16 protein-coding genes are annotated in these 22,226 nt (G+C 59.6%); 13 read left to right on the forward strand and 3 right to left on the reverse strand.

Translation table 11 applies throughout. From position 1 onward, the window contains the following. Window positions 1-40: 40 nt before the first annotated feature. From EC915_RS13940 to EC915_RS13975, 8 genes are read left to right on the forward strand one after another with little or no spacing between them, the layout of a single operon-like run. Window positions 41-484 carry a cupin domain-containing protein gene (locus EC915_RS13940; protein ID WP_133751126.1) on the forward strand — a complete coding sequence of 148 codons (444 nt, stop codon included), beginning with the start codon at window positions 41-43 and terminating at the stop codon, window positions 482-484. Then, the gene (locus EC915_RS13945; protein ID WP_133751127.1) at window positions 484-1,992 is read left to right on the forward strand and encodes a methionine--tRNA ligase; all 1,509 of its coding nucleotides are present in this window, start codon (window positions 484-486) and stop codon (window positions 1,990-1,992) included. The genes EC915_RS13940 and EC915_RS13945 overlap by 1 nt, the downstream gene beginning before the upstream one ends. Window positions 1,993-2,006: 14 nt before the next feature. Beyond that, on the forward strand, window positions 2,007-3,131 hold the full coding sequence (locus tag EC915_RS13950; RefSeq protein WP_133751128.1) for an FAD-binding oxidoreductase: 1,125 nt from the start codon (window positions 2,007-2,009) through the stop codon (window positions 3,129-3,131). After that, a complete protein-coding gene (locus tag EC915_RS13955) occupies window positions 3,128-4,087 on the forward strand; it encodes an ABC transporter substrate-binding protein (protein ID WP_133751129.1) in 960 nt (319 codons plus the stop codon). Before EC915_RS13950 ends, EC915_RS13955 begins: the two co-directional genes overlap by 4 nt. Before the next feature lie 51 nt (window positions 4,088-4,138). Continuing rightward, on the forward strand, window positions 4,139-5,497 hold the full coding sequence (locus EC915_RS13960) for a SidA/IucD/PvdA family monooxygenase (RefSeq protein WP_133751130.1): 1,359 nt from the start codon (window positions 4,139-4,141) through the stop codon (window positions 5,495-5,497). After that, window positions 5,494-6,513 carry a 2,3-diaminopropionate biosynthesis protein SbnA gene (gene sbnA / locus EC915_RS25465; RefSeq protein WP_133751131.1) on the forward strand — a complete coding sequence of 340 codons (1,020 nt, stop codon included), beginning with the start codon at window positions 5,494-5,496 and terminating at the stop codon, window positions 6,511-6,513. The genes EC915_RS13960 and sbnA overlap by 4 nt, the downstream gene beginning before the upstream one ends. Continuing rightward, window positions 6,506-7,513 (forward strand): 2,3-diaminopropionate biosynthesis protein SbnB, encoded by a 1,008-nt coding sequence (gene sbnB, locus EC915_RS25470; protein ID WP_133751132.1) that lies wholly within the window; start codon window positions 6,506-6,508, stop codon window positions 7,511-7,513. Before sbnA ends, sbnB begins: the two co-directional genes overlap by 8 nt. Next, window positions 7,504-9,315 (forward strand): FAD/NAD(P)-binding protein, encoded by a 1,812-nt coding sequence (locus EC915_RS13975; protein WP_133751133.1) that lies wholly within the window; start codon window positions 7,504-7,506, stop codon window positions 9,313-9,315. The genes sbnB and EC915_RS13975 overlap by 10 nt, the downstream gene beginning before the upstream one ends. Window positions 9,316-9,430: 115 nt before the next feature. Here the strand turns inward: EC915_RS13975 and EC915_RS13980 are convergent, their stop codons facing one another. From EC915_RS13980 to EC915_RS13990, 3 genes are all read right to left on the reverse strand, one after another. Then, window positions 9,431-10,714 (reverse strand): hypothetical protein, encoded by a 1,284-nt coding sequence (locus EC915_RS13980; protein WP_133751134.1) that lies wholly within the window; start codon window positions 10,712-10,714, stop codon window positions 9,431-9,433. Between the two features lie 2 nt (window positions 10,715-10,716). After that, window positions 10,717-12,018 (reverse strand): hypothetical protein, encoded by a 1,302-nt coding sequence (locus tag EC915_RS13985; RefSeq protein ID WP_256658737.1) that lies wholly within the window; start codon window positions 12,016-12,018, stop codon window positions 10,717-10,719. Between the two features lie 603 nt (window positions 12,019-12,621). After that, entirely contained in the window at window positions 12,622-14,241 is a 1,620-nt protein-coding gene (locus EC915_RS13990) for a glucan biosynthesis protein D (protein WP_133751135.1), read from the reverse strand. Window positions 14,242-14,653: 412 nt separating this feature from the next. Here EC915_RS13990 and hflK point away from each other — a divergent pair, with 412 nt between their 5' ends. The 5 genes from hflK to cfaB all read left to right on the forward strand — a co-directional run bounded on the left by hflK (window position 14,654) and on the right by cfaB (window position 22,112). Continuing rightward, window positions 14,654-16,618: a protease modulator HflK gene (gene hflK / locus EC915_RS13995; RefSeq protein WP_133751136.1), complete on the forward strand. Its 1,965-nt coding sequence runs from the start codon at window positions 14,654-14,656 to the stop codon at window positions 16,616-16,618. A gap of 11 nt (window positions 16,619-16,629) precedes the next feature. Next, window positions 16,630-17,658: a protease modulator HflC gene (gene hflC / locus EC915_RS14000; protein ID WP_133751137.1), complete on the forward strand. Its 1,029-nt coding sequence runs from the start codon at window positions 16,630-16,632 to the stop codon at window positions 17,656-17,658. Then, window positions 17,655-18,722, forward strand: a complete 1,068-nt coding sequence (locus tag EC915_RS14005; RefSeq protein WP_133751138.1) for an SPFH domain-containing protein — start codon at window positions 17,655-17,657, stop codon at window positions 18,720-18,722. Before hflC ends, EC915_RS14005 begins: the two co-directional genes overlap by 4 nt. Next, window positions 18,719-20,650 (forward strand): cation-translocating P-type ATPase, encoded by a 1,932-nt coding sequence (locus tag EC915_RS14010; RefSeq protein WP_133751139.1) that lies wholly within the window; start codon window positions 18,719-18,721, stop codon window positions 20,648-20,650. Before EC915_RS14005 ends, EC915_RS14010 begins: the two co-directional genes overlap by 4 nt. A 277-nt stretch (window positions 20,651-20,927) precedes the next feature. Continuing rightward, window positions 20,928-22,112, forward strand: coding sequence for a C17 cyclopropane fatty acid synthase CfaB (gene cfaB / locus EC915_RS14015; protein ID WP_133751140.1), 1,185 nt, complete (start codon window positions 20,928-20,930; stop codon window positions 22,110-22,112). Window positions 22,113-22,226 lie beyond the last annotated feature (114 nt).

The following is a 22,226-nucleotide window of genomic DNA, read 5'->3' on the forward strand; positions in this document are numbered from 1 at the left end:
ATACAACGAGCAGAGATGCTCCGGGCTGAAGGTGAACTTCATGGCAGATTTTCAAATTTTTCGCCCTATGGCGTGGGACAAACTGGTTCATGAGTACGACCTGGACGGGTCCAGGCTTCTGCCCTGGGACGGTTATCCAACGCCCATTGGCGGCGGTTGGTGCGTGGTCCGTCCAGGCACCCAGTCACTGTCCCACACCCAGATCGATCAAGAGTTCTTCATCGGTATCAAAGGCACCGCCAAGTTGGTCGTAGGGGACCAGACGTACCCTTTCGCCATCGGCGACATCGCCGCCATCCCGAAGCACACCGATCATTACGTGCTGAACGACTCCGATGAAGACTTCCATTTCTATGTGGTCTGGTGGGATCGCGACTCAGCCAATCGTTTCCTCGATGAAGACGCTCAGCAAGCGATGGCGCTGAACGAGTTTGCCCTGCAGAAAGCGACGATTCATGACGTGTCCGATCAGAGGGCCTCGTAATGAGCAAGCTTTTGGTCACCATCACGCCTCCCACGCCGAACGGTGATCTGCATATCGGGCACATGGCAGGTCCTTTTCTGGCTGCCGACGTTTACGCTCGCGCGCAACGTCAACGCGGGCACGACTGCACACTGGTGTCGTACTCGGACGACTACCAGTCATACATGCTGCGCCGCGCAATCGAGCTGGATCGGGCGCCGCAGGAACTGGCGCTGGAGAACACCGACAAGATCAATGACACCCTGAAAAAGATGGGCATCGAAGTCGACTTCTGGATGCGCCCTTATCGAAACAAATACTTTAAGCAGGCCGTTGAGGAAACCTACGAATCCGCCGTAAAGGCGGGAGCCATTTACAAGAAAGTCAGCCAGGAGCCCTATTGCGAACACTGCGACAAGTGGGGGTATGAAGCGTTTGGGCGAGGCAATTGCGATTACTGCGGTTCGGATTCCGACGCCAGCCAGTGCGAAGAATGCGCCCACACCCCCAATGCTTCGAAGATGACCGAGTTCCGCTGCAAACTGTGCTCGTCAAAAATGATCTGGCGGCCGGTAGAGCGCGAGTTCCTGGCGCTCTCCAACTTCCGCAACTCTCTTAAAACCACGTTCGAGCATATGCCGCTGCGGCCTTTCATTCGCCGCTTCCTCAACGAGGAATTCGAGATCGGCCCGCTGGACTGGGGAATTACCCGTCCTCATGACGGCGGGCTGGACCTCAAGCCCGACGGCAGTCGGCGCATCCACACCTGGTTCATGGGCCTGTCGGGGTATCTGGGCGCGTTCAACGAATACCTCAACGAGTACAAGCATGCGCCGTGGGAGTACGACGAGTATTGCCGTTCAGGCAAGGGCCGGCTCGTGCATTTCCTCGGTTATGACTGCGCCTTCAGCCACATGATGGTGTACCCGGCGCTGCTGCAAACGATGCACGGCTATCACATGCGCCAGACCTTCTACACCAACCAGTTCCTGACGTTGAACGGCAAGAACCTCTCCACCAGTCGCAACTACGCGATCTGGGCGCGGGATCTGGTGGCCCAAGCCTGCACCGACAGCGCGCGCTTTTACCTTGCGTTGATCGCTCCCGAGCAGGACACCGATGACTTCGACGTAGATAAATTCGCCGCCTGGCGCAAGGAAACCTTCAGCGAGGTGCTGGTCAAGCTGGCGGCTCAGGCCGAGCGCGAGCGGATCCACGGCGACAGCCTGAAGGTCGCCTCGGCGGATGCCGCCGCGATCAAGATCCTCGTCGCTCGCTGGTTCGAGGTGACCTCGGTGGATCACTTCAGCATGAAAGGTCTGGCGGTGCTGCTCTGCGACGTGATCAACGCCGCCCGTGATCGCCAACTGCTCGGCAAGCGAATCCTGCCTTACATGGCGCTGATCGGGGCGATTGGCGCGCCTGTGTTCCCGGATCTGGCCAAGCAGATCCTGCGCTACTGCCGCTTCACTGAAAACGAAGTGTTCCAGCAATTGGTGTACGTCAGCGCCGTTGAGTACGAAATCTGAGCAGGGAGACGCTGATGAAGACGTCATTCGATGTGATCGTGATCGGCGCCGGTGTCATGGGCGCTTCGATCGCCGCTGCGCTGGTCGAAAGCGGTCTGGATGTGGCCCTTATGGAAAAGGGCATTGGCGGCGGCCAGGGTGCGACCCGTGACACCGGTGGCATCGTTCGGGGGCTGGAACTGGACCCGGCGTTGCGTCCGTTGACCCGTCGCGACGCACACCACGGCAGGACAGGCATCGTGCATGCGCTGTTCGAGCGGTCGCTCAAGCAAACCGGTGTTGCCTATATCGCCAGCGCTGAAGTGTGCGGCCTGTATCTGGATGCCGTCGGCATTGAGGGCACGCAGAATGTCGAACTGCACGCCTCGGTGAAAGCGCTGGACAACGGTCGTTTCAGCGCATTTTGCAAGGACGAATGCCTGCTGATCGAGCGCAACGGCGGCACGGTCGATGCCCGCGCCGCCGTTTCGGACCTGTGCCGATACATCAGCGAAAAAGCTATTTTCCTCGATCATCTGGCAGTGGACCGTTGTGTCGAACTCGAAGGCTACGTTCAGGTACACGCGGGCAAATTGCGTCTGGACGCCACGTGGGTCGTCGATGCCAGTGGCGCTGACGGTCCGCTGCCAAGGCCCCACGGCGCTGTGCACGCACGCACCATCCCATTCACCCGGATGGGCTGCGATCACGCGCCAAGCATGCCGATCATCGCTCATTCTCTGAACACTTACCTGCTGCCTCTGGGGCGCAATCTGATGCAGGTAGGAGGACAGCGGCGGCATCACGCCGAGCACGCCTCGCAACTGAACCTGTCGGTGATGGACAACGAGCAGGACGTCATCGAACGCGTCGCCAGGCTCGGTTTCGGCCCACAACACAGTCTGGCGGTTGTCACCCAGGTCGCCTGGGATGCCTATACCGATGATGGCCGGCCCCTGATCGGTCGCTCCAGTTCCGGTAGCCATGTCTATCTGGCGACGGGGTTCTGTGGCATCGGCTTCAAGATGGCCCCCAGCGTCGCAGAATTGCTGGCGTTCGAATTGAGCGGGCTGATGGCCGGGGTGCAATTGGACGCCGATCATCGCTCCATCATGAAACCGTTCTGCCCTTCGCGGTTTACCGAGGTCGCGTTGTCATGATGCGCCTGGGTATCTGCGCGGCGCTGGACGTGGGCACCACCTTGCACGCCCGCAGTTTCCTGCGTGGCGTTTATCTCTCCAGTCACCTGTTCAGCAATGTCCGGCGTGCGCAACATCTTTACTTCGACGACGGCGCCAGTGCCGAAGGGGGGCGCGCGGCTGCCGAGCGATTCATCGAGGCTGGAGTAGATGCTGTTATCGGTCACTTCGCTTCCGGATCTGCCGCGACCGTCGTCGCAAGTTATGCACAGGCCGGTATCCCGTTGATCCTTCCAGCCTCTACCTGTGCGGCGCTTACAAAAGAGGGCAGCACCACCTTCAGGATTTGTGCCTCGGATCGCCTTCTCGCCAAGCGTCTGCTGGCTTTTGCTGAAGACGAGGGCTTGCTCAGGTTGGCAATGTTTACTGACTCCAGTCTGCATGGGCAACAGCAACTACAGGAGATAAAGCAAGCAGCGGGTGCCCCCAATAAGTTATCCACAGTTCGTATCGTGAGCGACGCGACCCATGCCGACGCACTGGTGTTCTGTGGACGCCTGAAGGCCAGCCACGACTTCCTTGTGGAAAACCGTGCTGCCGGTTGTGGATTACCGATTTTCTTTACCGATGATGCAGCGTCCCCCGCGCTGGTTGGGGGTGTGGAAAACATCGGCACTGTGTACGTCATAAGCTTCCCGGTTGCCAGCGACCTGCCAGAAGCGCAGTCAGTGGACCTCGCCTATCAGCGCCTCTACAACGAACCGGCCCCGGTCTATGCCATCGAGACGCTGGCCGCGTTCTCGCTGGTTGACCTCGCTGCTCGCCAGCATCGCGGCCTGCTCGATGCACTGCGTTTCAATGAGTTTTCCACATCCGCGGGGCCCATCCGTTTCAGTAACGGGGAAAACGATCACGCCCGGGTTTCGCTTTGGGTCTACGCCGACAAGCGCGCCCATGAAAGACGGCTGCTGTGTTAATCGGGCCGCTCAGGGCTCGCCAGGTCTTTGAATTTTTCAGGAAGAAGCGCCATGAATCAGTTTGAGAACGAGGGTGTGCGGCAGGAGCTGGATGTTATATCGGTGGGCTTCGGTCCCGCCGGCATCGCGCTGGCCTGCGCGCTGGAAGACGAAGCGGAAGAAAACGGCAAAAAGCCGTTTCAGCGCGCGCGTTTTTTCGAGAAGGGACGCGATTCGAATTGGCACGGCGCGTTTCTGCTGGCCGGCACCGACATCAACCATCACGTATTTCGTGACCTGGTGACGCCGCGTAATCCACGCAGCCGTTTCTCCTTTGCCATGTACCTGAAGGAGAAAGGGCGGCTGTATAAATTCGGCCTGCTGGGCCGTCCGGCAAGTCGTGTGGAATGGTCCGATTACATTGATTGGGCCGCAGCGCAATTGAAGGACTACGTGGCCTACGACGAAGGCGTGCTGGACATACTGCCTGTGGCAGAAAAAGGCATTCTGCGCGCTGTGGATGTGATGACCGCCAAAGGGACTTATCGCACCCAACGGTTGGTGCTTTCCCACGGCAGCCTGCCAAAAATTCCTGAGGTATTCGGACCGCATCTAGGCGGCCGGGTGTTTCACACGTCGCAGTACCTGAAAAATATCCACTTGGGCGGCGGGCCGATTGCGCAACGCTGGCTGGTGCTGGGTTCCGGACAAAGCGCGGGCGAAGCGGTGGCGCATCTTCTTGGCGCGGCCCCGACCACGCAGGTGCATTCGGTCCATCGAGGTGTGGGTTTCAGGGTTGGCCAGTTGGGGCAGTTTCCCAACATGGCGTTCCTCCCGGAACACGTCGATTACTTTCATCAGTTGGAGCCTGCCCGTCGCAGTAAGGTGTTCGACGAAATTCGCTCGACCAACTATGCAGGCGTCGACGCTGATGAAAGTCAGGCGTTGTACTCCTTCATGTACGAGGGCGAGGTGTGCGGGCATCAGCGCCTGAACCTGCACGCCTGGTCCAATGTGGTTTGTGTGGAGAAGGTCGGCGGTGCCTATTCGGTGGTGCTGCGTGACAGCAACACCGGGCTTGAAACCACGCTGTATGTCGATGGCATCGTGCTTGGCACCGGTTACGAGCAACTGGCGGTGCCGCCATTGCTGACCTTGCTGCAACCCTGGCTGTTGCGCGATGAAGACGGCAGCTTGTCGGTGGATCGGCATTACCGCGTCGACCTGCAAAACAGTGAAGGGCTGCAGATCCTCGCCAATGGCACTTCGGAGAAGACCCACGGCATCAGCGATGCGCAGTCTTTTTCCATGGTCGCGTTACGCGCCCAGCGATTAATGGATGCGCTCCTGGCCACGCAACCCCGGCAATTGGCGCCCGTGGTCGCTCACCCCCGGAAAAACCTGCGTGCACACGCCCAGGCACGGCCATGAACGTCATCTCTCATATCGTCGGCGACTCGAATTTCGTCCGGCTCAAAGGCCTGGGTTTCGAGAACCTTCATCTCAAACTCGAATCTTGCAATCCGGCGGGTTCGATCAAGATGAAAACGGCGATCGGCTTGATTGATTCGTACGCTGAGCGCCGACTTATCCACAGAGATACCGTACTCATCGAATCGTCTTCAGGAAATTTGGGGGTTGCGCTGGCCATGATCTGTGCCGAGCGAGGTTACAGGTTTTGCTGCGTGGTCGATCCGAACACCAACCTGCACAACATCAAGATGATGGAAGCGTTCGGCGCGCAGATCGTGATCGTCACAGAACGCGACGACAACGACGGCTATCTGGGTACCCGGATACAGTACATCCGCGAGGCCGTCGCCCGCGACCCGCGGCATCTGTGGCTCAACCAGTACAGCAACCCGGCCAACGCGCGTACCCATGAACATACGACTGCGCGTTCCATTCACATCGCCTTTCCTGCGCTGGACTACCTCGTCGTGGGCGCCGGGACCACCGGAACGCTGATGGGCTGCGTGCAGTATTTTCGCAAGCACTCACCGCGCACCAGGATCGTTGCCGTGGACAGCGCCGGATCGGTGACCTTTGGCCAGGCGCCGGGCAAACGGTTCATTCCAGGTCTCGGTTCCAGCCAGATGCCACCGATCTTTCGCGCCAACCACCTGTACAGGCAGCAAGTGGTGGATGAGCGCGCAACGGTCGCCATGTGCCGCTGGCTGGCCAAGTCCAACGGTGTGCTGGCAGGCGGCTCGACCGGCACCGTGGTCGCCGGCCTGGCCGCGCCATCGCTGGGGATTGCCAAGGATGCCGTGGTGGTGGCGATCTCCCCGGATGCAGGAGAGCGGTATCTGGACACCCTCTACAACGACGAGTGGGTGATGCAGAAATTCGGTCGCGCCGAACTGGCTGCACTGACATCGCAGCCCATCAGTCGTTACCTCAAAAGCCATGTGCACACTTTCGAAGGGGAAGCACTGAATGTCTGAATTCCACGTCGTCCCTGGAGCGGTGATCCAGGACATCCTTGCCAGCCAGTCGCATACCATGGTCGCGCGTGTCGAGCAGGTCTATCTGCAACATCACGATGGTCAGACCCTCAATCCGGACAGCTACTTTCTGCGTTTTCCAAAGCAGCCAGCCAATCGCATCATTGCGCTGCCTGCGTCGCTGGAAGGCAAGGACACAGTGGCCGGGATCAAGTGGATTTCAAGTTTTCCCGGCAACGTTGCGCAGCATAAACCCCGGGCCTCGGCGGTTGTCATTCTCAATGATCGCGAAACGGGGTATCCCTACGCCTGCCTGGAAGGCGCGCAGATCAGCGCTGTCAGAACGGCGGCTTCTGCGGTATCGGGCGCTTACTGGCTGAATGGTCAGTCGCATAAATCCGGTTCTGTAGGGTTTGTCGGCGCAGGCGTCATCGCGCGTAATATCGCTCGCATGCTGGCAGTGGAAGGCTGGGAGATCGGCCAGGCTGTCGTGCATGACTTCGACGATGCATCGGCCCGCGCATTGAAGGGCTATGTCGAACAGGTCGACTTATGCACAGCGTGCACCGGTACGCTGGAGCAGGCGCTGGCGGCTGACCTTGTGGTCTTCGCCACAACTGCTGCAGAGCCCTACGTGAAGCCGCCCATGAGCTTGCGTGCAGGTCAGGTGGTTCTGAATATTTCGCTACGGGATATCGCCCCGCAGTTGCTGCTTGAGGCCAACAACCTGTGCGACGACGTCGAGCATTGCATGAAGGCCAACACATCCCCGCACCTGGCCGAACAGCTCTCCGGTAATCGGGCATTTATGAATGGCACCCTGGCAGGGCTGATTCGGGGAGAGGTCCTGCTGGACCCGGATAAGCCTTCGATTTTCTCTCCGTTCGGCCTCGGCGTGCTGGACCTGGCGCTGAGCAAATTCATCGTCGATACCGCGCTGGCTGAGTCCCGGGCAATCACCATCGATTCGTTCTTCGGGGAAACTTCGAGATGGAACTGAGCCCTGCGTCGTGCGTGGACAGATTTTCATCGCATATGCGTTCTGCCGAACAGGCTGAACCGCAGACCACAATCAGGATCGGCATCCTGGGCTGTGGTTCCCGTGGCCTGACAGTGCTGGAACGTCTGTGCGCACTGGCGGCCACGAGCGAGCGTCGCGTGGACATCAGCGTGTTTGATCCGCATCGGCCGGGCCCTGGTCTGCATTCGGTGGAGCAACCGGCGTACCTGATGCTCAATACGGTCGCATCGCAGATTTCCATGTTCCCCGATCAAGCTGCGCTCGGCGGATATACAGGGCGGCATGGACCTGACTTTTACCAATGGTGCCTGCGCTTCAAATCTGCAGATCGAGTGGTGCAGCCCAATGAGTTTCTGCCCAGAGCCTGGCTTGGCGAATACCTCGCCTGGACTTACGAGGAGGTGATTCGCACGCTGCCTGAGCAGGTTCGGGTGACACATCACGCAAGGCTTGTGGATAACGTAGAGCACATGGACTTGGGCGGATTTATATTGTCCACAGGTGCCCAAAAGCATCAAGTGGATTGGTTGCTGGTTACCGTTGGTCATGCCGAAACAGGCGTGGCGAACGATAAAACTGAAGGGACCACTCAGCGTTATAACGCTTATCCACAACCCCATTGCTTGAGCGGAATTTCATCCACAGCTCATGTTGGGATAGAGGGGCTGGGGCTTTCGGCAATGGATGTGGTGGCGGGTCTGACGGTCGGTCGAGGCGGACGTTTCGTCGAGGGGCCTGAAGGACTGTGTTATCGGGCCTGTGGTCAGGAGCCGCAGTTGTATATGTATTCACGAAGCGGTTCGCCGTATCGCGCCCGGCCTGATATCGCACCCCATCGCATCGGTGCTTCGCCGCTGATCTTCACGCTCTCAGCCGTCGCCGATCTTCGCACTCAGCATCCAGAGGGTCTTGATTTCGAGATGCAGGTGCTGCCCTTGCTGAAGGCTGAAATGTACGCCGAATATTTCGCAGTGATTGCCATGTTGCAGGGCGAATCATCGCTTCGGATCAAGTCCGAGGTGGCGACCGCTTACTGGTTGGGTGAAATAGACGACAAAACGCGTGAGCTTGCTCAACGGTTTGCCGTGCCGATGCTGAGCGAGAACGTGTTCAACCCGCGTCATTTGCAGGCCCCTGTGGATAATTATCCTCAGTGGGTGCGCTCATTTATTCAAGACGATCTGAACGAGAGCCTTCGAGGTCTCGATCATAGTCCGGTGAAGGCGGCGGTTGAAGTGTGGAGAAGTTGTCGTGAACAACTGAGAAGGGCTGTGGATAACCAAGGATTGAAGCCGGAGTCGCATCAGACTTTCTTTAACGAATACGCCCCGTTGGTCAATCGAATGGTTGCCGGACCGCAGAAGGAGCGTCATCAGGAACTGCTCGCGCTGGCGGACGCAGGCATTGTGCATTGGGTGCACGGTTCGAACGTTATGCACAGCGCTGACTGCAAAGCCGTGGCTGTTATGACAGAGGAGGGCGAGGTGGTCCCGCTCAATGCATGGGTGTGTGCCCATGGCGGTAACAGCAATGCTGCACCGCCAGAAATCATTCGGCAGCTACTCGGAAATGGAATTATCCACAACCTTGGTGAAAGAGGTGCAGGCGTGTACATAGACAGTCATGGCAAGGCTCTGCCCAATCTGTGGGTAACCGGACCCATTGTGGAGGGCGCCACTTACTACAATCACTACGTTCCTGCCTCCGGCAGTTACTCACGCGCATTTGCCGACGCCGACCGGATCGCTCGGGAGATGTTGGGCATGACTGTCTCGGCGTGAAGTTATCCCCAAGTTGGATTTTCTTGCTGTCATTAGCAGCGGCTCCGCTGCAAATCGGTGCCCATGAAAAAGCCCGCACTGACGTGGGTCAGGCGGGCTCTTTGTGGCATCAACCTTATGCTCCGGGGCTTAAACGGATGATTTTGGGAAATTCAGTCAGGTTGATGGGGGCTGTGCACGGGTCGCCGGAGCACTGCCAGCGCTGCTCACTGTCCACCATTCCTTTTTCAGGTGTCTGGGTGTCCAGCACGCGCAGAGCCGCATTTTCCATGGCACGGCTGCTGATCTGCTCTGCCCTTGGGCGCTCTGAGGCCCATGCGACCATGATGTGCTCATAGCCGTTGCTGAATGCCAGCTTGTAGACCCCGTCGGCCTGCAGGCTGCCGAGCGGATCGTAGTCGAAACCCCGTAGATAAGGGCTGATCGCCTTGAGTACCAGGTAAGCAGGTTTGGGCGAGAGATCCACGTTGAGCAGACCGAAATGGTGTTCCTGCTCGTCGGGTTGTGTACCGTCGTCGATCAGGTCATACCACCACATGCCTTTGATATTGGGCACTGTGCGGGCAAGAAAATAGGCCCGGGCGAGGTACGCGGCCTGACGCGAATTATCAATGCCGCAAGCGCCTTCATGGCTCGGCCAGCTCATTTCGGTCAGATACAGCGGAACCGGTCGGCCGCCCTGGCTGAACCGGTTGTCCAGCTCACGCATCCAGTTGATCCAGCTTTCCGGTGTGTTGCGACCGCGCCCTTCGCAATGCACGTAGGGGTGCAGCGAGATGCCGTCTGCGTATTGGAGCACCCCGGCGGCGAGAATGCGGTCAACGAAACCGCCCTTGATGCCCGCTGAGGTCACAGCCCCGGCAAGAACCTTGGCCTGTGGACTGTTTTTGCGAATGATCGACGCAGCGTCCCTCACCAAGGCCACGTAATCATTGCTCAGACGCGTATCGGTCGCACTTTCGATGTCCCATTCGTTCCAGACCTCGTAATACTTCACCGGGTTGCCCGTTTGCCGGGTGAGGTAGTCGACGTACTTGAGGTAGGGAATCTTCACTTCCGGTTTACGCGGCTTGGCGTTCCCGGTGAAGGAGGTGCCGTAACCGAGAATGACCATTGGTGTCTGATGCAGCGCAGTGGCTGTTGTCAGCCAGGCGCGCCATTGCGGGATGATGCGCGATTGGCCGGGCTCGGGCTCCACCGTGGACCAGAATGCATCGTCGCGTACCGAAGTGATTCCGGCATCGTTGGCCAGCGCCAAACTGCGCTGTAACGGCTGATCGGGATTGTTCATCGAGTGAGTAGCCACTCCAACGATGAAAGGCTCTGCTGCCGCCATGCCGGCAACCATCACACAAGGCAGCAACAGCAGGCCTTTGCGGGCAATTCTCAAGAAGTTCATGCTCAGCTCAACCCTGGAAGGCCCGCCCAGGAACTCGCCTCAGCCGGCTTTGGGGCAACCACCCTCACGCGTGACCTTGCCGCCAGAGCATGACCAATGGCCATACCGAGGAAGAGGTTAGCCAGCGTTACCTCCAGTGTGTCTGTGGTCCAACTGACGATGCAGATGCAGAAACCAGTCGCAAGCATCGCGCGGCCATGGCGGCTGACGCTATCGGCGAGGATGAAGAACAGCGGGATGTGCAGCGCATAAAGAAACAGCCCTGCCAACCCGAACGCCGCCCACAGGTAAACCACAGTGCTGTCGGAAACCATGAAGACCTCTGCACCGGAGACAGGGAATGCCGCGACCGAGCTGCCCACCAGACCGAAGCCTGCACCGGTCCAGGCGCGGCCCTGGCTCACCAGTTCTTCAATCACGTTGGGCCATGTATTGATCAGGCGGTCATAAATCGATGACAGCGAACTTCCTGTCGAGATCTTGTTGGGGTCCAGGTCGTAGAGCAGGCCAATGAACGGTAGCGCCATCCCCAGCACCACGGCAACGACGATGGCCCCACGCGTGGTCCAGCGAAAGCGGGTGATCAGCAACAGGCCAATGGCACCGGCAAACGCCAGCACCGGGGCCTTGCTGGTGGTCAGGATGACGCCCGCCAGGCCAACGCTGCAGATGGCGACAGCCAGCATTTTCGAGCGCACCATCGTCATCAGGTACAGGCTGAAAATCGAAATGATGATTGCCAAGGCGCTGGAAATCCGGGCAAATCCTGCGGGCCGGTCGGCGTCTTCGGCGGTCCATGTGGTGTTGGCGCTCAGCTCGGTGCCGCCGATGCTGTAGCTATAGCCTTTCCACGGCAGGTTGCTGTATTTGTCCAGAACGATCCCGGCCAGAGAGGCCATCAGGGCAAAGGCGATGACCCACATGAACAGCCGTTTGTGGCGGGCAATCTGATCGCCGCATGTCAGCCCGAACAGCAGCGGGCTGATCCCATACAACGCAAAAGCGAAGTTACCGGCGCCAGCGCCATTGAGCACGGCCCAAGCGGAAGACAGCAGCAGTACCAGGAAACTCAGCCAGACACTCGGCCCGGCTTTGAAGCTGCGCAACTCCAGCGCGAAAAACAGCAGGCAGGCGATTTTCGGGGCGTACAGCAGTACCGAAACGCCAGCTTTGTCCAGGTAGAAACGCAGGGCGCCCGAGAATGTCTCGACCAGAATCAGGCTGATGGCGACCAGCACAAACACGGCGGATTTATCGAATGACATGAGCGACGGCTTGTTGATGTAGACGGGGGTAGGCGACATGGAAACAGTCCCTCGGGAGCGTCGGAATAGGAACGTGATCGGGATACGAAGCGGCGGCAGAGAGGCGCCATATGCGAGTGCGAGGCAAAGCTACCGCACATCGATGTCAGCAAAAGCCGTCGATGGTGGAGAAGAATGGTGTTGGATGATTAGACGCGCGAGGGCCTTGAGTCCTTCTCAGCGCGGCGTGACAGGGGGATATATCAGCTGGAGACAGGGGGGCTGTCAATCAAATAGTCAAAAATTCGGACAAGATTGGGGGCTTATAAAAATTAGCCTATGCAACATGCTGATTTTTCACATAAAGATAAATTTCATGGTGAGTTAAAACATCAGCGTGTAAGCATGGCGCCACTCAGGATTCGGTACTTTTGCAGCTGGATCTGCTTCATCTGACTTCATACCGGGCAGTGATTTAATTGCAATGCAGGGGCGCATCCGAGGGGGGTACTTCGTCTGTACTGCCCACTCGCGTGTGAATTCTCACAGGGACTAAGCAATGCCATACATCTCTCGATCACGCGCTGCACTTTCTGTTCTGTGGGAGCAAGCAGGCTCGCTCCCACAGGTCGTTAGTGGTTATTGCGCTATGGTGCCGCTACCTCAGGTATAGCGCCGCTTGTCCGGTGCAGGCGGGAAGTACTGATACAGCCAGGTTTCGCTTAATGTACGGTCGCCAGTCTTGATGAACATGCGCATCTCCACCGGATCCACCGAATCGTCGGCCGGGTACCAATCGAACAAGACCCGGAAGCCTTTGATGTCGGGCAGCGGAAGTACATTCACATCCTTCAACTTGCCATGGGAGACGGTGACGACAGGCTCGATACTCGCGCCCTCGGGCAGACGGTCGAGACCGCCGCCGTTAAAATCCACGGCAAAGCGGCGTGCCCAGACGTCCGGGTAATGCTCGCCCGGGGCCCAGCCTTCGATAAAGCCACCCATGCCCGAACGCGTCGCGTGAACCTGCGCCAAAGGTGTGCTCACCGGCGGAAGCGGGCTCCAGTACAGCTTGTAGCCGTAGTTCATCGACATCCCGGCCTTGATCGGCACTTTCGGATTCCAGAACGCGACAATGTTATCCAGCGTCTCGCCGGTGGTTGGCAGTTCCAGCAGATCAATCGATCCTTCGCCCCAAGCGGTGGTGGGCTCGACCCAAAGGCTCGGTCGGCGGTGATACCCGTCAACCGTGTCCTGATAGGTTTTGAACTCGTGATCGGTTTGCACCAGACCGAAACCTTTCGGGTCTTTGTCGGCGAATGCATTGAACTGGATTTTCGCCGGGTTGTTCAGCGGCCTGCAGATCCACTCGCCATTACCGCGCCACATCGCCAAGCGGTCGGAGTCATGGATTTCCGGGTGCAGGGTGTCGCACATGCGACGTTCGTGGGTGCCGCAGCTGAACATACTGGTCATCGTCGCGATGCCCATCTGCTCGATGTCGGCGCGAGCGTTGATGTGAGCATCGATGTCCATCACTACGCGGTCAGCCAGGCAGTCGATGTCGAAGCGATAAGCGCCGGTCGCGCTGGGCGAATCCAACAATGCGTAGACCACGAAGCGGGTCGCGTCCTTGGTCGGTTTCTCGAACCAGAATTTGGTGAAGTCAGGAAATTCTTCAGGGCGATGGGCATAGGTATCGATCGCCAGGCCGCGTGCCGAAAGGCCATATTGCTTATTGCTGTCGATGGCGCGGAAGTAGCTGGCGCCGAGGAAGGAGAGGATGTCGTTGATCGCGATTTCCGGCGCCTTGAACAACTTGAAGCCGGCAAAACCCAGATCACCCTTGAGCTGGCTCTGATCGATGCGGCTGGCTTCATAGTTGAACAGTTCGGGGCGGAAGTGCACTTCGCGCGCCTCTTGGCTGGCCGGGTCTACGCTGTACATGCGCACCGGGGTCTTGAAGCCTGCGCCGACGTGGAAGAAATGCACGTCCAACTGGCCTTTGACGTCGTTCCACAATGAATGGGCTGCGTCGTATTTGATCGCATTGAACTGCTGAGGCGTCATGTTCGCCAAGGTGGCCGGCAGCGTCTGCTTGGTGCTGACGTAGGCTTTACCGGCCATCTGCCTGGCAAGGTCTTGCAGGGTTTTGAAGTCGAAGTGTTCGATGTCGCCATCTGCCGCTGCCGCCAGGGCGCGTGCTGCATAAAGACCCGAGGCTGGCAGCGCGCTATAGGCCGCCAGCGCCATGGAAGCTTTCAGGAGATTCCTGCGATTCATAGGGTGAAGCCTCTGAAGAAATGCTGTGCCTTCCTGCACGAAAATGTGCGCTTTTCCAATCCTTGCCCAACGCAAATTACCAACAAACAGATAACAATCTCGGCGTCTTGTTCGCAAGAAAGGGGAAAAAAATCGTTTTGGCCGCAATCGGACTGATGCCCCCACCTTGTGTGCGGCACCTGAAACAGGCCGCATCCGCTCACCTCGCATCGCGAGCAGCTAAGCTGTCGGCTGGCTGTCTGAAATGAAAAATCGTCGTTCATCCCTGCATGTGTCAGACGAAAATTTCACGAATTCTGTTATATCGTAACGCCCGGTAAATCTGTGTTTCAGGGTATTTCCCATGTGCGGGCAGCCTACAGGCGGACAGGCAGGATGATGACTACAGCGTTCAGCAAGGTATGGAGTGTCGATGCGGGTTGATCTGGATGTTGAAGGTGAAACACCCGCAAGTCTGCCAAGGTTTCAGCATGCGAGCTTGCACGCGCGTCGGCTCCCGCGATTGACCTATGTGCTCGGTGCTATAGGCATGCTCGGCCTTGTGGTCTCGCTGTTCGTTGATCTGTTTTCGCCCAATTCGCTCTGGACGGCGGTGCTGACCAACAGCGCCGCGAGTCTGCTGGTGCTGGCCTCGGCGCTGCAGTCGGCGCAGGTGGTCGCTCTGTGGCGCGCGCAGGTCATTGCACCCGAGGCCAACGTGGTCGCGTTTGACCAAGAGATCGTCGCCCAGGAGCAGGGCTGGTATGACCGACTGCTTTCGCGCATCAGCGGGGCAGGGGCGTCCATGGTCGGCCAGATCGGCATGCCGGTGTTCTGGTTGGCGGGTGGGTCCCTGCTGGCGCTGATCAGTATTTCCATGGTCTGGAATCTGGCCTTGCTCGGCACCAACGTCGGTCTGACTGCCAGCGTGGTGGGCGGTGTGCTGTTGCTGATCGGTTTTGGCCTGCTGGTGCTTGAGCGCCAGTTCAGCAACGAATCCGAGGCGAGCTGGCCCGAAGCCAAACAACTGGCGCACATCGTGCGCATGGTGATTGGTACATTGTTGATCGCCGCATTCTGCTTGTTCTTTTCCTCGACAGAGCGCGTCTGGCCTGCCCGAGTGGCCGTGCTGATCGGCTTGCTGCCGGGGCTGGTGGCTGTCGAGCTGTTAATTCGTGCGCTGTTGTCGATCTTCAGCCCGCGCAACGAACGCCTCGAACCACGTCTGGTCGCCAGCAGTTTCGTTGCCGGGTTGCTGCGTTGGCCACCGCGTCCGCTGACGGCCCTGCAGGACGAATTGCACAATCGTTTTGGCATCGACCTGCGACAGATCTGGGCGTTTACCTACATGCGTCGGGCGTTTCTACCGGTCATGGCGGTGATCGCTGCCCTCGGCTGGGCGCTCAGTGGCGTGCATGAAATCCCGATGCAGGGTCGCGGAATCTATGAACGCTTTGGCAAGCCGTTGGAGGTGATGGGGCCTGGCCTGCACGCCGGGTTGCCTTGGCCGTTCGGTAATGTGTTGCCGGTCGAGAACGGCGTGGTTCATGAGTTGGCCACCAGCGTCTCCGAAGGGGCCAGGGCGGAGCAGGCCCTTGAACCGGCCGAAGGTCCGCCGCCGGCCGTCGCCAATCGGCTGTGGGACGCCACTCACATCAACGACAAGTCGCAGGTGATCGCCAGTGGCTCCGGCGACAACCAGAGCTTTCAGATCGTCAATATGGACGTGCGATTCGTTTACCGCATCGGCCTGGACGATCAGGCAGCCATGGCCGCGACCTACAACAGCGCCGACATTCCAAGCCTGATTCGCAGCACTGCCAGCCGGGTCCTGGTTCACGATTTCGCGTCACGCACTCTTGATGAGTTGCTCGGCGAACAGCGTACGGATTTGGCCGCCGACATTGGCAATGCCGTCGCCCGGGACCTGAAAAAGCTCGACAGCGGCGTAGAAATTCTCGCCACCGTGGTTGAGTCGATTCACCCGCCGGCCGGAGCAGCCAATGCTTATCACGCAGTGCAGGCGTCGCAGATCAGCGCCCAAGCGCTGATCGCGCGCGAGCGCGGTGCGGCAGCCGACCAGGCCAATCTGGCGCAGTTGCACGCCAGCGTCGCTCACGACCAGGCAGCGGCCAATTCCCATGAAACCCTGGCCGCGGCGCACAGCGCAGACCTGCGTTTCAATGCCGAACAACAGGGCTATGCCAAGGCCGGTCAGGCGTTTTTGCTTGAGCAGTACCTGAGCCAACTGACCCTAGGCATGACCCACGCCAAATTGCTGGTGCTGGATCACCGTTTGGGCGGCAGCAGCGCGCCCACCATCGATCTGCGTTCTTTTACCCTCCCGGTCGACCCAGCGGCGTCGCCAAAGTCAGCCGAACAGCCAATGGCTGAATAAGGAGTCGTCACTTGAGTCTGTTTCATAACCACGATCATCACGACCATGCCGGCCACGACCACAGCGGTCATCACCACCACGGCGAAGCGTCAGGCCCGGTGGGCTTCCCGTGGCGACGCGCTGCACTGGCCGCTGTCCTTATCGCGTTCGCAGTGGCTGCGGCAAGCCTGGTGCAGGTGCGCTCCGGTGAGGCGACGGTCATCACCCGTTTCGGCAATCCCGCCCGTGTGTTGCTTGACCCCGGCCTGAGCTGGCGCTGGCCTGCACCGTTCGAAGCGGCCATTGCGGTCGACCTGCGCCTGCGCACCACCTCCAGCGGTTTGCAGGACGTCGGTACCCGCGATGGCCTGCGTATCATCGTTCAGGCCTACGTGGCCTGGCAGGTGCAAGGCGATCCCGACAACGTGAAGCGCTTCATGCGTGCCGTGCAGAACCAGCCGGATGAAGCCGCGCGGCAGATCCGCACCTTCGTCGGATCTGCGCTGGAGACCACGGCAGCCAGTTTCGACCTGTCGAGCCTGATCAACACCGATGCCAATCAGGTGCGCATCGCCGACTTCGAGAACCAGTTGCGCCAGCAGATCGATAAGCAATTGCTGACCACCTACGGCGTACGCGTCTTACAAGTGGGCGTCGAGCGCCTGACGCTGCCCTCGGTGACCCTCAACGCTACGGTCGACCGGATGCGTGCCGAGCGCGAAACCATCGCCACCGAACGCACAGCCATCGGCAAGCGCGAAGCGGCGCAGATTCGTTCCGCAGCCGAACGCGATGCGCGAATCGTCGAGGCGGATGCGACCGTGAAAGCCGCCGACATCGAAGCGCAGTCCCGCGTCGAAGCCGCACTGATCTATGGTCGCGCCTACGCCAGTTCGCCGCAGCTGTACAACCTGCTGCGCTCGCTGGACACCTTGGGCACCGTGGTCGGTCCGACCACAAAGCTGATATTGCGCACTGATGCCGCGCCATTCCGCGTATTGGTGGATGGTCCGCCGCTGCTCGATGGAAAGCAGGACGGCAAGCCAGGAACCCAGCCATGAGCGAGCTGGACTCGACACCGATCGAGCGCCCGGCAGTCAACAGCCCCTGGTTGCAGGCCAGTCGCCTGGCATTCGTCGGCCTGTACGTGGTGACGTTGCTGGCGGCGCTTGGCTGGGCAGTGTCCAACGTGCGGCAGATCGATCCGCAGAACCGCGCCGTGGTGTTCCGTTTCGGCGAGCTTGATCGTGTACAGAACGCCGGTTTGTTGCTGGCCTGGCCGCAGCCGTTCGAGCAAGTGGTGTTGCTGCCTTCTGCGGATCGCGTGATCGAACGTCACGTGGAAACGCTGCTGCGCTCGCCAACTGCGCTCGCGGCTGACAAGGTCACCAGCTTCGCCACCCCGATGAGCGATGCCCTGGCAGGATCGGGCTTTCTCCTCACTGGCGACGCCGGGGTCGTACAGCTGGATGTGACGGCGTACTACAAGGTCACCGACCCACGCGAGTTCGTGTTGCAAGGCGAGCACGTACTGCCGGCGCTGGATCGTCTGGTTAATCGCAGTGCGGTCAGCCTCACGGCGGCGCGGGATCTGGACACCATTCTGGTTGCACGGCCAGAACTCGTCGGTTCCGACAGTCAGTCGGCCGAGCGCCGCGAGCGCCTGCGTGGTGATCTGGTGCAGGGCATCAACCACCGTCTTGAAGAGCTGACAGCCACCGGGGTGGGCATCGGTGTCGAAGTGGTGCGAGTGGACGTGCAGTCCAGTCTGCCCGCCGCTGCGGTCAACGCGTTCAATGCCGTTTTGACAGCCAGCCAGCAAGCTGACCAGGCCGTGGCCAACGCACGCACCGACGCAGAAAAACAGAACCAGACCGCCAATCAGCAGGCCGATCGCACACTGCAGGTTGCCCATGCCCAAGCGTCCGAACGGCTGGCCAAGGCGCAGACCGACACCGCCGCCGTAACCGGGCTGGCGCAGTCGATTCAGAACAAGAGCGACCCCGGCCTGCTGTTGCGGCTCTATCGTGAACGTGTGCCGGGCATTCTCAAGCAGGCCGGGTCTGTGACGACGGTCGATCCCCATGACGATTCACGCCTGATCATTCAGGGAGCCGACAAATGAGTGGCCAAACCACACACAGCCATGCCCATGCTCCGGTGCCCGGCAGCATGCTGACCAGCACTGAACAACGCAGCGCGGCGTGGCAACTGACCTTGGCAATGCTGGCGCTGGGCCTTCTGGCGCTGGGTCTGGTCTGGCGTTTTTTTGCGCCTGAGCAAGTGGGTGTCAGTCAGTTGCTACTGGGGGCGGCGTCTCTTCTGGTGGCGATACCCGTGGTTAGCGCCGGATGGCACAGCCTGCGATACCCGAGTTTGCACGGCATCACCGATCAATTGATCGCGCTGGCGATGCTCGGCGCCTGGGCCACCGGTGATTTGATGACTGCCGCCTTGCTGCCGATCATCATGATCTTCGGCCACGTGCTGGAGGAGCGCAGCGTCATCGGTTCACAGGAAGCGATTCAGGCCCTCGGCAAACTGACTCGCAGCCACGCGCGGCTGATCGCTGCCGATGGCTCGATCCGCGAGGTGGACAACGGTTCGCTGATCGCGGGGGATCGCGTTGAAGTCCGCGCCGGTGACCGGGTCCCCGCCGATGGGCGGGTGGTTTGCGGTCAAGCCAGCCTCGACACTGCGCCGATTACAGGCGAGTCGGTGCCGCTGGAGGCGAGGGCGGGGATGGAAGTGTTTGGGGGTGCGATCAACCTCGACGGCCTGTTGCGCATCGAAGTGACGCGTATCGGTAACGAGTCGACGCTGGGCAAGGTCATCGCCCTGATGCAAAGCGCTGAGCGCTCTAAGCCGCCGATTACCCGCCTGCTAGAACGTTACGCGGGCAGCTACATGGTGCTGGTATTGCTGATCGCGGCGGTCACCTGGTTCATCACCAACAACGCCCAGGCGATGCTCGCGGTGTTGGTCGCTGCCTGTCCCTGTGCGCTTGTATTGTCGGCGCCTGCGACAGCCATTGCCGGGATCGCCGTGGCCGCACGCCACGGTATCCTGATTCGCAGTTCGGCGTTCCTTGAAGAACTGGCAGACCTGACCTCGCTAGTGGTCGACAAGACCGGCACCCTCACCTACGGCAGCCTGCGTTTGCAATCGGTGCAGAGCGAGGCCGCTGCGGGCGATGACGTGCTCGCGCTGGCCGCAAGCCTCGGTTCGGCCAGCAGTCACCCGGTTAGCCGCGCGCTGGCCGGGCTGGTGGAGAAGGATCATCTGCTGGCACTCGAAGACATTCGCGAGCGTCAGGGCCTGGGTGTCGTCGCGCAGACGGCACGTGGCGAAGCCGCGTTGGGTCGGCCAGAGCTGTTCACGCAACTGGGCATCAAGACTTCGCCTGTGCCCAACCATGACGGCCCGATTGCCGGGCTGGCGGTCGATGGCGTGTTCCTGGCGTGGTTGTTACTGGCGGACACCCTCAAGCCGGAAGCCCGTCAGGCACTTGGCGAGCTGCGCGAGTTGGGCATGGGCCGCCAATTGCTGCTGACCGGTGACCGTCAGAGTGTGGCGGACACTCTCGGGCATGAGGTCGGCATCAGCGATATCCATGCGCAGGCGTTGCCTGAAGACAAACTCGATCGGGTGATGGGCGAGATCAAAAAAGGCTTCCGGCCGATGGTCGTAGGCGACGGCATCAACGATTCGCTGGCGCTGAAAGCCGGGGTCGTTGGTGTTGCAATGGGAGCGGGCGGGGCGGACATCGCGTTGGCCTCTGCCGATATCGTATTGATCGGCAGTGACCTGCGACGGTTGGGCACCTGTGTGCGCCTGAGCCGTCAATGTCGCTCGACGCTGCAGGTCAACGTGATCATTGGCTTGGGCTGGACTCTGGCAATTGTTGCCCTTGCAGCGTTTGGGGTACTCGGCGCTGCGGGTGCCATGATCGCCGCAGTCCTACACAATCTCAGCACCCTTCTGGTGTTGGGCAACGCGGGGCGTCTGTTGCGCTTCCATGAGCCGATCGGAAAATTTCACAATCGGCCCTAAGCCTTTGAATACGGCACTTTCCATGCAAGCGTCGGGTTAGAGGCCTGCGCTAAGTATAAAAATTCGCTTGAGCTTTGAAGCACTCTGTAACAAATTACAGTGAGTCATGAAGAGGGTGATCCATCACAGGCTTCACATTGGCTCGATCCTGGGCGCAGGGAAGTACCCGGTAGTAGGTTCGTCGTCGTCATTCACAAAGCCGATAGCCTGACGGTTCCTGTGTGGAACCGGTTTTGGACTACCCTTTTCCGTGTTTCTGGATCAGGGGGTTTTCTCAATGCTTGCGCAACTTCCACCGGCGTTACAGAAGCTTCATTTACCACTGCGACTCAAACTCTGGGATGGCAACGAAGTCGAACTGGGGGACGACCCCAGCGTCACGATTGTGGTCAAGGACCCCTCGCTGGTGTCTGATTTTACTCACCCCAGCCTCGATTTACTGGGCAGTGCCTTTGTCGAAGGACGCCTGGAACTCGAAGGCTCGATCAGCGAAGTCATGCGCGTCTGCGACGAGTTGACGGCAGCGCTGGTGGACGAGGATGAAGGTGCCATCCCGGTTCGCACAGAGCACGACAAGGAGACCGACGCCAAGTCCATCTCTTACCATTACGACCTCTCCAACGACTTCTACCAGCTGTGGCTGGATCATGAGATGGTCTATTCCTGCGCTTACTTCAAGACCGGTAATGAGACGCTGGAACAGGCGCAGCGGGACAAATTCCATCACCTGTGTCGCAAGCTGCGACTGAAGCCCGGCGAATACTTGCTTGATGTCGGCTGTGGCTGGGGCGGTCTGGCTCGCTTTGCCGCGCGAGAATATGGCGTAAAGGTGTTTGGTATCACCCTGAGCCGCGAGCAGTTGGCGCTGTCCCAAGAGCGCGTCAGGACCGAGGGCCTGGCGGACCAGGTCGAACTGCAGCTGCTCGACTATCGTGACCTGCCTCAGGACGGCCGCTTCGACAAGATCGTAAGCGTAGGCATGTTCGAGCACGTGGGTCATGCCAACCTCGAGCTTTACGCCAAGTGCCTGTTCGGCGCGGTGAAAGAGGGCGGGCTGGTGATGAACCACGGCATCACCGCCAAGCACACCGATGGCCGTCCCGTCGGTCGCGGCGCAGGAGATTTCATCGACCGATATGTCTTTCCCAACGGCGAGTTGCCACACCTGGCAATGATCAGCGGTGTCATCAGTGAAGCAGGACTGGAAGTGGTCGACGTGGAAAGCTTGCGTTTGCACTACGCCAAGACCCTGGATCATTGGAGCGCGCGACTGGAAGAGAGGCTGGATGCGGCGGCTGCGATGATCCCGGAGCAGGCGCTGCGGATTTTCCGGCTCTATCTGGCTGGCTGCGCGTATGGATTTTCCAAGGGCTGGATCAACCTGCACCAGATCCTGGCGGTCAAACCTCACGTTGATGGAAGCCATGACCTGCCCCTGACGCGGGATGATTTGTACGCATAATTGCGCCCGTTTTGGGATGCCCTGTGGGAGCGTTTATTTGCGCTTGGCACGAACTGCCGACGCATATCGATCGGCTCTACAAGCTTTTCGCGAATGTATTCGTCCCCACAGGGT

This window comes from Pseudomonas sp. LP_7_YM, from assembly GCF_004364435.1.
Classification (GTDB): domain Bacteria; phylum Pseudomonadota; class Gammaproteobacteria; order Pseudomonadales; family Pseudomonadaceae; genus Aquipseudomonas.